Annotated in this window: 15 protein-coding genes; 1 reads left to right on the top strand and 14 read right to left on the bottom strand. The window is 66.3% G+C overall.

The genetic code is table 11. From position 1 onward, the window contains the following. Positions 1–14: 14 nt before the first annotated feature. The 10 genes from HNP51_RS06165 to HNP51_RS06120 are packed head-to-tail and all read right to left on the bottom strand — an operon-like array spanning position 15 to position 8,543. Positions 15–671 carry a methionine ABC transporter permease gene (locus tag HNP51_RS06165; RefSeq protein ID WP_184268197.1) on the bottom strand — a complete coding sequence of 219 codons (657 nt, stop codon included), beginning with the start codon at positions 669–671 and terminating at the stop codon, positions 15–17. Continuing rightward, positions 671–1,660 carry a methionine ABC transporter ATP-binding protein gene (locus tag HNP51_RS06160; protein ID WP_184268195.1) on the bottom strand — a complete coding sequence of 330 codons (990 nt, stop codon included), beginning with the start codon at positions 1,658–1,660 and terminating at the stop codon, positions 671–673. Before HNP51_RS06160 ends, HNP51_RS06165 begins: the two co-directional genes overlap by 1 nt. Before the next feature lies 1 nt (position 1,661). After that, entirely contained in the window at positions 1,662–2,060 is a 399-nt protein-coding gene (locus tag HNP51_RS06155; protein ID WP_184268193.1) for an iron-sulfur cluster assembly accessory protein, read from the bottom strand. Positions 2,061–2,070: 10 nt separating this feature from the next. Next, positions 2,071–2,469 (bottom strand): SUF system Fe-S cluster assembly protein, encoded by a 399-nt coding sequence (locus tag HNP51_RS06150; RefSeq protein ID WP_114816506.1) that lies wholly within the window; start codon positions 2,467–2,469, stop codon positions 2,071–2,073. 5 nt (positions 2,470–2,474) lie between these two features. After that, the gene (locus HNP51_RS06145) at positions 2,475–3,713 is read right to left on the bottom strand and encodes an aminotransferase class V-fold PLP-dependent enzyme (RefSeq protein ID WP_184268191.1); all 1,239 of its coding nucleotides are present in this window, start codon (positions 3,711–3,713) and stop codon (positions 2,475–2,477) included. After that, positions 3,692–4,714 carry a Fe-S cluster assembly protein SufD gene (sufD, locus tag HNP51_RS06140; protein WP_184268189.1) on the bottom strand — a complete coding sequence of 341 codons (1,023 nt, stop codon included), beginning with the start codon at positions 4,712–4,714 and terminating at the stop codon, positions 3,692–3,694. Before sufD ends, HNP51_RS06145 begins: the two co-directional genes overlap by 22 nt. Beyond that, positions 4,711–5,460: a Fe-S cluster assembly ATPase SufC gene (sufC, locus tag HNP51_RS06135; RefSeq protein WP_105564941.1), complete on the bottom strand. Its 750-nt coding sequence runs from the start codon at positions 5,458–5,460 to the stop codon at positions 4,711–4,713. Before sufC ends, sufD begins: the two co-directional genes overlap by 4 nt. A gap of 9 nt (positions 5,461–5,469) precedes the next feature. Next, positions 5,470–6,936 (bottom strand): Fe-S cluster assembly protein SufB, encoded by a 1,467-nt coding sequence (sufB, locus tag HNP51_RS06130; protein WP_184268187.1) that lies wholly within the window; start codon positions 6,934–6,936, stop codon positions 5,470–5,472. A gap of 3 nt (positions 6,937–6,939) precedes the next feature. Further along, on the bottom strand, positions 6,940–8,076 hold the full coding sequence (locus HNP51_RS06125) for a cysteine desulfurase family protein (RefSeq protein ID WP_184268185.1): 1,137 nt from the start codon (positions 8,074–8,076) through the stop codon (positions 6,940–6,942). After that, entirely contained in the window at positions 8,073–8,543 is a 471-nt protein-coding gene (locus HNP51_RS06120; protein WP_184268183.1) for an Rrf2 family transcriptional regulator, read from the bottom strand. Before HNP51_RS06120 ends, HNP51_RS06125 begins: the two co-directional genes overlap by 4 nt. A gap of 161 nt (positions 8,544–8,704) precedes the next feature. Between HNP51_RS06120 and HNP51_RS06115 the strand changes: the two genes are divergently transcribed. After that, the gene (locus tag HNP51_RS06115; RefSeq protein WP_184268181.1) at positions 8,705–9,355 is read left to right on the top strand and encodes an alpha/beta hydrolase; all 651 of its coding nucleotides are present in this window, start codon (positions 8,705–8,707) and stop codon (positions 9,353–9,355) included. Positions 9,356–9,364: 9 nt separating this feature from the next. Here HNP51_RS06115 and HNP51_RS06110 read toward each other — a convergent pair whose 3' ends face one another. From HNP51_RS06110 to HNP51_RS06095, 4 genes are all read right to left on the bottom strand, one after another. After that, the gene (locus HNP51_RS06110; RefSeq protein ID WP_184268179.1) at positions 9,365–10,342 is read right to left on the bottom strand and encodes a TerC family protein; all 978 of its coding nucleotides are present in this window, start codon (positions 10,340–10,342) and stop codon (positions 9,365–9,367) included. Between the two features lie 140 nt (positions 10,343–10,482). Beyond that, complete coding sequence (locus HNP51_RS06105) at positions 10,483–11,178, bottom strand: DUF6624 domain-containing protein (protein WP_184268176.1); 696 nt, start codon at positions 11,176–11,178, stop codon at positions 10,483–10,485. Positions 11,179–11,236: 58 nt separating this feature from the next. Next, on the bottom strand, positions 11,237–12,187 hold the full coding sequence (locus tag HNP51_RS06100; RefSeq protein WP_184268174.1) for a DMT family transporter: 951 nt from the start codon (positions 12,185–12,187) through the stop codon (positions 11,237–11,239). 5 nt (positions 12,188–12,192) lie between these two features. Continuing rightward, positions 12,193–13,335, bottom strand: a complete 1,143-nt coding sequence (locus HNP51_RS06095) for an anhydro-N-acetylmuramic acid kinase (protein ID WP_184268172.1) — start codon at positions 13,333–13,335, stop codon at positions 12,193–12,195. Positions 13,336–13,505 lie beyond the last annotated feature (170 nt).

The following is a 13,505-nucleotide window of genomic DNA, read 5'->3' as shown; positions in this document are numbered from 1 at the left end:
CGGGCCTTCTCAACTCAACGGTGCGAGACCTTAGCAACCAGCCGGTCGCCGATCATCTGCAGAATTTGTACGAGGATCAGCAGCAGAACTACGGTCACGACCATGACGTCGGTCTGGAAGCGCTGATAGCCGAAGCGCACGGCCAGGTCCCCCAGACCGCCCGCACCGACCACGCCCGCCATGGCGGTGTAGCTGACCAGGGCGATAGCCGTGACCGTGGCCCCGGCGATGATGCCCGGCATAGCCTCGGGCAACAAAGCCCGCGTCACGATCTGGAAGGTTGAACCGCCCATGGCCTGGGTCGCCTCGACCACGCCCTTGTCGACTTCGCGCAGGGCCGTCTCGACCAGTCGCGCATAGAAGGGCGCAGCGCCCACGACCAGCGGCGGAATGGCCCCCGCCACGCCCAGCGAGGTCCCGACCAGCAGCACCGTCACCGGCAGCATGACGATCAACAGGATGATGAAAGGCACCGACCGCAGCACGTTGACGATCAGCGACAGCACGGCGTTCAGCACCGGATTGGCCGCCAGCCGCCCCTTGCCCGACAGATAGAGCAGCACGCCCAGCGGCACACCCAGGATCACGGTCAGCACCAGCGACCCGCCCAGCATCAGCAGGGTGTCCACGGTCGCGCGGCCGATCTCGGCCCAATCGACATTTTCGAACATCAGGCCGCCTCCACCATGACGCCGCGCGCGGTCAGTTGCGCCACCGCCGCCTCGGCGTCGCCGCCGGTGAAGGCCACGACCAACTGGCCATAGGGCTCGCCCCGGATGCGGCTGATCCGACCCGATAGGATCGAATAGTCCACGCCGACCGAGCGCGCGACGCGGCTCAGTTCCGGCTCATAGGTCGAGGGACCGCGGAAGGTCAGTTTGGCCAACCGCGCACCGACCGGCACGACCGAGGCGTCGAACGCCTCCTCGCCCTCGGCCAGCATGGCGCGGGTCACGGGATGCTGCGGGTGCAGGAAGACGTCAGCGGTTGCGCCCTGCTCCACGATCTTGCCGTCCTTCAGCACCGCCACCCGGTCGCAGACGCGGCGCACCACCTCCATCTGGTGGGTGATCAGGACGATGGTCAGACCCAGATCGCGGTTCAGCCCGTCCAGCAGGGTCAGGATGTCCTCGGTCGTCTCCGGGTCGAGCGCGCTGGTCGCCTCGTCGCACAACAGGACGCTGGGACCGCAGGCCAGGGCGCGGGCGATGCCGACGCGCTGCTTCTGGCCGCCCGACAGCTGAGCCGGATGCTTCTTGGCGTGCTCCGCCAGACCCAGCTGCTCCAGCAGCTCGGCCGTGCGCGCCTTCACCTCGACCTCTGGCCGTCCCTCCAGCCGCAGGGGAAAGGCGACATTGTCCTCGATGGTCTTGGCGTTCAGCAGGTTGAAGTGCTGGAAGATCATGCCGATCCGACGCCGCGCGGCGCGCAGCTCTGCGGGCTTCAGCGCCGTGATTTCCTGGTCGTCGACAAAGATGCGGCCCGCGTCGGGCGTCTCCAGCCGGTTGATGGCGCGGATCAGGGTCGACTTGCCGGCGCCCGAGCGTCCGACCACGCCGAACACCTCGCCGCGCCCGATGGTCAAGTCAACAGCGTCCAGCGCCGTACGCTCGCCCGCCGCGCTGCGATAGCGCCGGGTCACACCCTCCAGTCGGATCATTTTAGTCTGCGTCCAGGGCGGCGGCGGGGATGATGGTCACGCTCTCACCGCAGCCGCAGGCGTCGGTCTCGTTCGGATTACGGAACACGAATTTCGAGGCCAGCTTGGTCGTCTCGTAATCGATCTCGGAGCCGATCAGGAACAGCACGGCCTTGGGCTCGATCAGGATGGTGACGCCCTTGTCCTCGACCACCTCGTCCAGCGGCTCGATCTGTTCGGCGTAGGCGAAGGTGTATTCCTGCCCGGCGCAGCCGCCGTTCTTCACCCCGACGCGCAGGGCGATGTAGTCTTTTTCGGCATTGGCCATGATCTCGCGCACGCGCGCGGCGGCGGCGTCAGTCAGGGTCACGGCCTTAGGCCGGGGCCGGCGTGGTCGGGCGGCGGTCTGAAGCTCGGTCATCGACGCATCCCTAGAACATGTTCAGGGCCAGCTTGGCCTCGTCGCTCATCTTGGAGGAGTCCCACGGCGGGTCGAACACCAGGTTGGCCCGCGCGGACTTCACGCCCTCGACCTTCTTCACCGCATCCTCGACCCAGCCCGGCATTTCGCCGGCCACGGGGCAGCCCGGCGCCGTCAGCGTCATCTCGATCAGGACGTCGCGGTCGTCGGAGACATCGACCTTGTAGATCAGGCCCAGCTCATAGATGTCGACCGGGATTTCCGGGTCGTACACCGTCTTCAGCGCCTCGATCAGGTCGTCGGTCAGCTTGTCCAGCTCGGCTTGCGACAAGGCGCTCTTCTGCGGCTCGTCCCAGGTCGCGGCGAAGGCGTCGCTGTCGCTGATGGCGTTGTCGGTCTTGGCGTCCATACTCATCACACGAAGAAGTTCCGCGCCTTGATCAGCGCATCCACGAAGGCGTCTGTATCCTCCACGGTGTTATATAGGGCGAAGGAGGCTCGCGTGCTCGAGGTCACGCCCAGTCTTTTCGCCAGCGGTTCGGCGCAGTGCAGACCGGCCCGCACGGCCACGCCGTAACGGTCCATGATCTGGGCCACGTCATGGGCGTGCGCGCCCTCGACGGAGAAGGTCAGCAGCGCGCCCTTCCCTTCGGCCTCGCCCAGGACCCGCAGCCAGTCCGCGTCGGCCAGCCGTGCGCGAGCGTGCTCATAAAGCGCCATCTCATGCGCAGCCACGGCCTGTCGATCAAAACCCGACAGCCATTCCAGCGCCGCGCCCAGACCAATAGCCTCCAGGATCGGCGGCGTGCCGGCTTCGAACCGATGCGGCGGCCGGGCGTAGGTCACGCGCTCCTTCTCGACTGTCTCGATCATCTCGCCCCCGCCCTGATAGGGCGGCAGGCTTTCCAGAGCCTCGGTCGTGCCGTACAGGGCGCCCACGCCGGTCGGGCCATACAGCTTGTGGCCGGTGATGACGTACCAGTCGCAGCCGACGGCCTGAACGTCCGGCGTCGCGTGAACCGCGCCCTGACACCCGTCGACCAGCACCCGCGCCCCGGCGGCGTGGGCCAGACGGGTGATCTCGGCGATCGGATTGATGGTCCCCAGCACGTTCGACATATGGGTGACGGCGACGACCTTGGTCTTCGGTCCCAGCAGCGCGGCGAAGGCTTCCATGTCCAGCGAGCCGTCGTCCTTGATCGGCGCCCACTTCAGCACCGCGCCCTTGCGCTCGCGCAGCAGGTGCCACGGAACGATGTTGGAGTGGTGCTCCATCTCGCTGACGATGATCTCGTCGCCCAGTTCGATGCTCAGGCCGATGCCGTTGGCGACCAAGTTGATCGCCTCGGTCCCGCCCTTGGTCCAGACGATGTTCTCAGCTGAGGGCGCGTTCAGGAAGCGGGCGACGATCTCGCGCGCCGCCTCGAAGGCCTCGGTCGCCTCGTTCGACAGGGTGTGCAGGCCGCGGTGGACGTTGGCGTAGCTGCCCTCCATCGACGCCACCAGGGCGTCGATCACCGCACGCGGCTTCTGCGCCGAGGCGGCGTTGTCCAGATAGACCAGCGGCTTGCCGTTCACCTGCCGCGACAGGATCGGGAACTGCGCCCGTGCGGCGTAGGGGTCGAAGGTTCTCACAAGCGAGCCGTCAGCCATGCGCGCACAACCTCCTTCGCCGCCTCATCCTCGATGCGGTCGATGACCTCGAACAGGAAGGCCTGGACCAGCAGGGCGCGGGCCTCGTCGGCCGGAATGCCGCGCTGCTGGATGTAGAAGAGCGCGCTCTCGTCCAGCGTCCCGACCGTGTTGCCGTGGGCGCACTGCACGTCGTCGGCATAGATGATCAGCTCGGGCTTGGCGTCGATCTCGCCGCGCTCGGACGCGATCAGGGCGTTGTGGGCCATGCGGGCGTCGGTGCCGTCAGCCCCGCGCTCGACGATGATCTTGCCCTGAAACACGCCGCGCGCGGTGTCGTGAACGACGCCCTTGGTCAGTTGGCTGGTCGTGCCGTCGGCGGCCCGATGATCGACCACGGTCGTCAGGTCCGTATGGCGCGAACCCTTCAACAGATAGAGACCGTCCAGACGCGCGTCAGCGCCTTCGGCGCCGTGGCTCAGTTGCGTCTCGATGCGTTGCAGCTTGGCTCCGGTCGTGACCACGGTCTGGCGATAGCGACCGCCGGCCTCCAGCCGCACCTCGGCGTTGGTCACCGAAATGGCGTCCTCGGGTTCCTCGATCAGGACGATGCGCGTGACCTCGGCGTCGCGAGCGACGTCGATCTCGACCTTGTTATGGGCCACATAGGCCGAGCCCTTGCCCTCATGCGTCTCCAGCAGCAGCAGGCGCGCGCCGGGGCGAGCGACGATGCGGGCCGCCGCCGTGTGGCCGGTGCCGACCGCGTCGGAAATGAAGCGCAGACGCAGGGTCTGGACGCCTGATGCGATGAAGTCCGTGACGCCGACCGGACGCCCGTTGGCGAAGACGATCGCCTCGCCGCCCAGGTCGTAGAACGGCCCCGGCGCCCCGACCAACGCCGTGCCGGATGGCTCAGGCGCTTCGCGAAGCCAGCGCTTCATGTCGCTGTATTTCCACGCTTCCGTGCGCCGCGAGGGAAAGGTCTCGGCGTTGGTCAGGTCGATCTGCGGCGCCGCGCTCATGCCGCGGTCGGCAGGAACTTGTCGTACCCTTCCGCCTCCAGCTCCAGCGCCAGTTCGGGCCCGCCCGAGGCGACGATGCGACCGGCGGCCAGCACGTGCACCTTGTCCGGTTTGATGTAGTCCAGCAGGCGCTGATAGTGGGTGATGACCAGCATCGACCGGTCGGCGCGGCGCAGGGCGTTCACCCCCTCCGACACGATGCGCAGGGCGTCGATGTCGAGGCCGGAATCCGTCTCATCCAGGATCAGCAGCGACGGCTCCAGCAGGGCCATCTGCAGGATCTCCATCCGCTTCTTCTCACCACCCGAGAAGCCGACATTTAAAGGACGTTTGAGCATGTCAAAGTCCATCTTCAGCGCCTGCGACGCCGCCTTGACCTGCTTCAGGAAGGCGGGGGCCGAGACCTCCTCCTCGCCGCGCGCCCGCTTCTGGGCGTTCAGCGCCGTGCGGATGAAGGTCATGGCCGGCACGCCGGGGATCTCCATCGGATACTGGAAGGACAAGAAGACGCCCGCCGCCGCGCGCTCGGCCGGATCCAGACCCAGCAGGTCCTGACCGTTCCACGAGGCGGAACCGTCCGTGACCTCATAGCCGGGACGACCCGACAGGCTGTAGCCCAGCGTCGACTTGCCGGCCCCGTTCGGCCCCATGACGGCATGGACTTCGCCCGCCGGCACTTCGAGCGTCAGGCCCTTGAGGATCGGCTTGTCAGCGACAGAGACATGAAGGTTATTGATCTTGAGCATTGTTCTTCTTTACCCGACCGAGCCTTCAAGGCTGATCGCCACTAGTTTTTGCGCCTCGACGGCGAACTCCATCGGCAGCTTCTGCATGACGTCGCGGACGAAGCCGTTGACCAGCAGGGCCACCGCCTCTTCCTCCGACAGGCCGCGCTGCTGGGCGTAGAAGAGCTGGTCTTCCGAAAGACGCGTCGTCGTCGCCTCATGCTCCAGTTGAGCCGAGCCGTTGCGGGCCTCGATGTAGGGGATGGTGTGCGAGCCGCACTCCTTGCCGATCAGCAGGCTGTCGCACTGGGTGAAGTTGCGCACGCCCGTCGCCTTGGGGTGCACCGAGACCAGGCCGCGATAGGTCGAGTCCGACTTGCCCGCCGAAACCGCCTTGGCGATGATCCGGCTCTTCGAGTTCTTGCCCAGGTGGATCATCTTGGTGCCGGTGTCGGCCTGCTGATGCCCGTTGGTGATGGCGATGGAATAGAACTCGCCCGAGCTTTCCTCGCCCTTCAGGATGCAGGACGGGTATTTCCAGGTGACGGCCGAGCCGGTCTCGACCTGGGTCCACGACACCTTCGAGCGATCACCGCGGCAGTCCGCGCGCTTGGTGACGAAGTTATAGATGCCGCCCTTGCCCTCGGCGTCGCCGGGATACCAGTTCTGAACCGTCGAGTATTTCACCTCGGCGTCGTCCAGCGCCACGATCTCCACGACCGCCGCGTGCAGCTGGTTCTCGTCGCGCATCGGCGCGGTGCAGCCTTCCAGATAGGAAACGTAACTGCCCTTGTCGGCGATGATCAGGGTCCGCTCGAACTGGCCGGTCTGGCTGGCGTTGATGCGGAAATAGGTCGACAGCTCCATCGGGCATTTCACGCCCGGCGGAATATAAACGAACGATCCGTCCGAAAAGACCGCGCTGTTCAGCGCCGCGAAATAGTTGTCCGACACGGGCACGACCGATCCCAGATATTGACGCACCAGATCAGGATATTCGCGCAAGGCCTCGGAAATAGGCATGAAAATCACGCCGACCTTGGCCAGTTCGGCCTTGAAGGTCGTGACCACGCTGACGCTGTCGAACACGGCGTCCACGGCATAACGCGGCGCGCCCTCGACGCCGGCCAGCACAGCCTGCTCGCCCAACGGAATGCCCAGCTTGGCGTAGACGGCCAGCAGTTCGGGATCGACCTCATCCAGCGACTTGGGACCCTCCTTCTGCTTCGGCGCGGCGTAGTAGAAGAGGTCCTGATAGTCGACCGGCTCATACTTCACCGCCGCCCAGGTCGGCTCCTCCATCGCCAGCCAGCGCTCATAGGCAGCCAGGCGCCATTCCAGCATCCATTCCGGCTCGCCCTTCTTCTCGGAGATGAAGCGGATGATGTCGGCGTTCAGGCCGCGCGGGGCATATTCCGTTTCGATGTCCGAGGTGAAGCCGTGCTCATATTTTTCCAGAGCGGCGACAGCTTCGACGGTTTCCTTAACAGCAGCCATGACTTACGCAACTTCCTTCACGCGCTCAGACAGGCGCGCTTGATGCTTGTTCCAGGCCGTGACCCAGGCCTCGGCGAACCGGTCCCAGTCGGCCTCGGTCGTGCCCCAGCCGCCGGAGATACGCACGCCCCCGGTCGCCAGATGGCCCAGGCCCATGGCGCTGATCGCCTTCGACGGCTTCACCTTGCCCGACGAACAGGCCGAGCCGGCCGAGACCATCACCCCGACCAGATCCAGCGTGATCAGCTGCTGCGGGCTATCCCAGCCCTCGACGGCCATGAACAGGGTGTTGGGCAGGCGCGCAACCGCGCCGCCGATGATCGTCGCGCCCGCGGCCTTGACCTTGGCCTCGGCAGCATCACGCCAGACGACGTGCGCCATGGCCGCGTCCAGATCGCGCGCGGCGCAATCCGCCGCTGCTCCAAATCCGGTAATGCCCGGCACGTTCTCGGTTCCGGCCCGCAGGCCGCGCTCCTGGCCCGCGCCATGCAGGATGCGCACGGCGGCGACGCCTTCCTTCAGCACCAGCGCGCCCACGCCCTGCGGTCCGCCCAGCTTGTGCGCCGACAGGGTCAGGCTGTCCGCATCCAGCGCCCGCATGTCGACCGGAACCTTGCCCGCCGACTGGATGGCGTCGACGTGCAGCCAGCCGCCCGCCGCGCGCACCAGAGCCGCCGCTTCGGCGATAGGCTGGATCACGCCGCTTTCATTGTTCGCATGATGGATGGCCACGACCGCCCGACCCGGACGCGCCAGCGCCTCGGCCAGCCAGACCAGATCGACCACGCCGTTTTCATCGACCGGCAGCACCTCGACCGGCGCGCCCGACATCGTCGCCGCCTCCGCCACGCACGGATGCTCGGTCGCGCCGACGATCAGCCGCTCGCAGCCCGCCGCCAAAGCGCTGACGATGGCCTGAGCATTGGATTCCGTCCCGCCCGAGGAAAAGACCACGGCGGTCGGATCTGCCCCGACCAGTTCAGCCACCTGCGCCCGCGCCGTTTCGATGCGCGCCCGCGCCCGACGTCCGGCGGCGTGGACCGCCGACGGATTGCCGTTGTCCGCCAGAGCCTTGGCCATGATTTCCTGCACTTCAGGCCGCACCAGACCCGAGGCGTTGTAGTCGAGGTAAATGCTCACGCCGCCGCCTCCATGCCCACCGCCGCGGGGGCGGCCCCCATGCGCGCCTGACCCGTGCGGTTCTGGATGACGTCATCCAGACTGACGCTGGCGAGATAGCGGTGGATCTCCTGCCCCAGGTCTTCCCACAGGTGGTGGGTGATGCAGCGTTCGCCCTTGATCATGCAGCCCTTGGGCGATCCGGCGCCGACGCAGCGGGTGGCGCGGATCGGCTCGTCCACCGCAAGGACGATCTCGGCCACAGCCGTTTCGCAGGCTTCGCGCGCCAGGCGATAACCGCCGCCGGGACCACGCACGCTCTTCACCAGGCCACTTTTGCGCAGCCGTGCAAACAGCTGTTCCAGATAGCTGAGCGAGATTTCCTGACGCGTCGCGATCTCGGCCAGCGACACCGCCCGGTCCGCGCCATTGCGCGCCAGATCGGCCATCGCCATCACGGCGTATCGTCCCTTTGTCGACAGGCGCATAGAAAGCCCTCAAAAATTTCACGCTTTTCGGGGCTCATGTGTTAGAACCCGCGCCCTTACAGACAAGTGCGCAACGCTGGCTCGACTTAGAAAGTCCTACTGCGTTGGTCAAGTATTGTCCGCTCGCGAAACGACAGTTGAAGACAGGATTCTGCTGACCCATGCCTGAAGTCATTCTTCCCGGCGCCTCGGGCCGCATCGAAGGCCGCTACTCGCCTGGCAAGCGCCCCAACGCGCCCATCGCCCTGATTCTGCATCCGCACCCCAAGGCGGGCGGGCATATGAACAACCCGGTGGCGGTCACCCTGCACCAGCTGTTCGTCCAGCGTGGCTTCGCCACCCTGCGCTACAACTCGCGCGGTGTCGGCAAGTCGCAGGGCGAGTTCGACAGCGGCATCGGCGAGCTGGCCGACGCGGCCACCGCCCTGGACTGGCTGCAGACCAACAACCCGGCCGCGACCCAGACCTGGGTCGCCGGTTATCAGTTCGGCGCCTATATCGGCATGCAGCTTCTGATGCGCCGCCCGGAAACGGACGGTTTCATCTCCGTGTCGCCGCCCTCGAACATGTATGATTTCAGCTTCCTGGCGCCCTGCCCGGCGTCCGGCCTCTTCCTGCACGGCACCGCCGACACCGTCGTTCCGCCGGTCGAGGTCGAGCGCGTGGTCAACAAGCTGCGCACCCAGAAGGGCATCGTCATCGACTACGAACTGGAAGAGGGCGCGACCCACTTCTGGCAGGATCATGTCGGCGCGGTCGAGCGTCGCGTCGGCGCCTATCTGGACAAGCGTCTGGAAGAAAAGCCGGCCTGATCCACGGCCTTATGTGTCGACCCGGGTTTCGGCCCGGGTCTTCCATACAGACCAAGCAATCCCTGCGGCCAGGATGGCGGCCGTCACGCCGAGCGATATCGCCGGCGGAAACTTCTCCAGCCCCAAAAACGGCGCGGCGATGACCTTCCCTCCGATAAAGACCAGCAGGATCGCCAGCGCCTGCTTCAGATAGGCGAAGCGGTGGATCACCGCCGCCAGCGCGAAATACAGCGCCCTCAGGCCCAGAATGGCGAAGATGTTGGACGTATAGACGATGTAGGGGTCTGTCGTGATGGCGAAGATCGCCGGCACCGAGTCCACCGCAAAGATCACGTCGGCGAACTCGATCGTCACGAGCGCCAGGAAGAGCGGCGTGGCGTGCCAGATCATGCGACCGGCCGAGTTCTTCTCTCGAACGAAAAATCGCGAGCCGTACAGTTGATCCGTCACCGGCATGTGACGCCTCAACCAGTTCACCAGACCTTGCCCGGTGGCCGCTTCCTCGGCAGGACTGGTGGCCATCATCCGCCCCCCGGTGAAGATCAGGAAGGCGGCGAAAACATAGAGCACCCACTCGTAGCGGCTGACCAAGGCCGCCCCCGCTGCGATCATCACCGCCCTCAGCACGATGACGCCCAGCACGCCCCAGAACAGCACGCGGTGCTGATGCAGGCGTGGAATGCCGAAGGCGCTGAAAATCATGGCGATGACGAAGACATTGTCCATCGCCAGACTCTTCTCGATGGCGAAGCCGGTCAGGTAGTCCAGCCCGCTGTCCGCTCCCAGCCGCACCCAGACCCAGGCGCCGAACAGCAGCGCGACCCCGATATAAAAGGCCGACAGCAGCAGGCTCTCGCGCACCCCGATCTCATGCGCCTTGCGGTGCAGGACGCCCAGATCAAAGGCCAGCAAGGCGACCACGACCGCCAGGAAGCCCGCCCACATCCACGCGGGCTTGCCCATCCACTCGACCGCCAGGAATTCCATCACCGCCTCTGGACCGCATGCGCCGCCGACGCCCGAACGGACGACCGGCGCGGCCCGACATCACGACCAGGGGTCGCCAGAGGGGCCCGGTCCGCTGTGCCTAGAACGCGAAACTGACCGGGACGTTCAGAACGCTGCCCTCAGGGGGTGCAGGGCGGATAGTGCGCGAAGTTGGTTTCGTACTCCGCCAGCGTCTGGCGGAAACCCATTTCGGCTCGCCGCTTGTCGGCGTTGACGGGGTCCTCAAGATTCTCGCGGTCAATGACCCAGCGGCCATCCTTGCACGCCATCTGCGTGCCGTAACGCTGGGGCCGGTTCTCGTTGATGGCCAGACGGTCGTACATCAGGCCGAACTGCTGCCCATCGACTTCGCCCGTCGCAACTAGCGGCTCGAGAACCGGCACGAAGCGACGCCATTGCTCAAGGTCAGAGTGTTGAATGATGAGAAAGGCGGTCTGCGACGGCCCTTCGCCATATAGGCTTTTATAGAACCACCCCTCGGAGGGCAGCATCTTCAGCAAGGCGTCGAGATTGGCGTCATCAACAGCACTTTGCGCCGCCCACATGGCGCCCTCAGCCGCCTTTGCCTGATCCAAAGGCAGGTCGCTCAGATCAACGTCTTGCATGGCCTTGCGGCCGATCTGATCCAACCGATACATCCGCAGGAAGCGTTCTGTATCGTCAGCTGGCGGCGGCGCTTCAGTCTGACGTTTTTGTTCGTCTGCGAGGACCGCCAAGACAGGCGCGATCTTGGCGCGTGCTTCGGCATCAAGCACGGTAGATGGCGCTGCTAGCCCGGCCTGAACCAAGGCCAGCACAAATACGAAAGCTATCATCAGCCTCTCCCCTTTCAGGATTGAAGCTGTAGATTTCAGGCAGAATTACGTCGTTCGACTAATGCTCGCCCTCCGCCGCAGCGATCGCCGCCGGGCGGTGCGCACGCACGCACCAGACGACGCTGACGACCATCAGGATCATGGCGATGATCTCGACCACAGTCGGCCCGCGCCCTTCCCACAGGAAGCCGTAGAGGAAGGCGAACAAGGTCTCAGCCACGATCATCTGGCCCAGCATGGTCAGGGGCAGAAGGCGGCTGGCCTGGTTCCAGAAGGCGTTGCCGATGATAGAGGCGAAAACGGCGACGGTGAAACTGACGCCGATGAAGCGCAGCCATCCTTCGCTCGACCAGACGCCCATGGTCAGGACCGCCGGGATGGCCAACAAAAGCGCGAACCCGCCGGTCACCACTCCGGTCAACAGCGACCAGTCATGTGGCGAGATTTCCGGCAAACGCCCCATCCAGCGGCTGTTGCCGACCGCAAAGGCGGACCACGACAGCAGGGCCGCCAGCGCGCAGCCCAAGCCGATCAGGGTCTGAACCCCGTCCTGACCCGCGCCGCCGCCTCGGCTGAGGGATTCCCAACCGATCAGGCCGACCGCCAGGGCCGCAATCGCGATGGGCGGGGCCACGCGCGCCAGCGGCGGCGAGTCCCTGTCCTTCAGCCCCCACAGCGCTACCACGACCGGCACCATGCCGACGATCAGGGCCGAGGCGCCGACCCCGGCGAAATGGACGCCGACCACCAGAAAGACGAAATAGACGATGTTGCCGGCCAGGCTCAACCAAGCCAGCGCCCGCCACGCCTTCCAGTCCAGCACTGTCGCGACCCGTCGCCAGCGTGGCGCGATCAACAGGGCCGCGATCAGGCCGTAGGCCAGATAGCGCCCCGCTGTCAGCATCATGGGCGAGGCTTCGGGCGCGACCTTGGGCGCCAGGAAGACCAGCCCCCACAAGGCGCCCGCCGCCATGCCGCTGGCGACGCCCCAGAAGCGCTGGGACTGCATCAGGTTCACTGTTCGCCGGGCTCCACGATGCGGCCGCCCGTCATCGGTTCAGGCACGCCCGTCGTGTCGGGGAAGCTGATCGGCAGGCCCAGCAGACAGCGCGCGGCCAGGAAGGCGAAGGCTTCGGCCTCGATGGAATCCCCGCGCCAGCCCTCGTCCTCGGCGGTCGTCACCGGCACGCCCGCGCGCTCGCGGATCGCCGCCAGCAGCACCGGATTATGCCGCCCGCCGCCGCAGACCACGACCTTGGTCGGTTTCTCGGAACAGCGCGCCACGCCCAGAGCCACGGCCTCGGCCGCAAAGGCCGTCAGCGTCGCCGCCGCGTCCTCCAGCGACAGCCCCGCCACCGGGTCCAGCGAGAAGTCGAACCGGTCCAGCGACTTCGGCCCCGTCGCTGCAAAATACGGATGCGCCAGATAGGCGGCCAGAACAGGCTGATCGACCGTCCCCGCCGCCGCCAGCTTGCCGCCCTCATCCATGCGCTTCTTGCCGCGCGACTGGACCAGCAAATCGACCATGCCGTTGGCCGGGCCGGTGTCGAAAGCTTCCAGACCGCCGTCAGCGCGGACCAAGGTGATGTTGCCGACCCCGCCCAGGTTCAGCACGGCGACCGGCCCGCTCAGGCCCGATTTCCGCACCAGAGCCGCGTGATAGACCGGCGCCAGGGGCGCACCCTGCCCGCCCGCCGCCACGTCCGCGCTGCGGAAATCATGGGCCGTGCGCACGCCCAGCCCCTCGGCCACGCTCAGGGCGTCGATCAGTTGCACCGTGCGCCCCGGCAAGTCCGGCGTCGGCGCCTCGTGCAGCACCGTCTGGCCATGCACCCCGATCAGATCCAGGGCGCTGGCCTTGACGCCGTTCACCGCCATGAAGCTGAGCGCCGCCGCCAGATGGGCGTCGGCCACCGCCATGCGGGCGTCCTCGAAGCTGTCGGGTTCTTCCTCGTCACGCTCCCAGTCCAGAGCGTCCTCGATAGCGTCCTCGATGATGGCGCGCGTCTCGGCGTCCAGCTTCATCTCGCCCGCGGGGCCGAAGCTGATGATGTTTTCGCCGTCGGTTTCGATCACCGCCATGTCGACGGCGTCGAGCGAGGTGCCGGTCATGAAACCGAGCACGCGAAGGGTCTTTGTCGAGGAGGTGGTCGTCATGGCGGGTTGACTGCCACGTCACGCACGCCGTAGCTAGCGCCCATGATCGCCGCCCGCGCCCTTTCCGGCCTGTATTACCGTTCGCTGAGCTAGCGAGCGGCCGCGATCTCGTGCCGCCTTCGCTGGCGGTGCGACTTCCTCGACAAGGAAGACGGCCGCCGGCATCCCTG

It is taken from the genome of Brevundimonas bullata (assembly GCF_014207965.1).
GTDB classification, from domain to species: Bacteria; Pseudomonadota; Alphaproteobacteria; order Caulobacterales; family Caulobacteraceae; genus Brevundimonas; species Brevundimonas bullata_A.
This window is presented reverse-complemented; position numbering and strand designations above follow the sequence as displayed.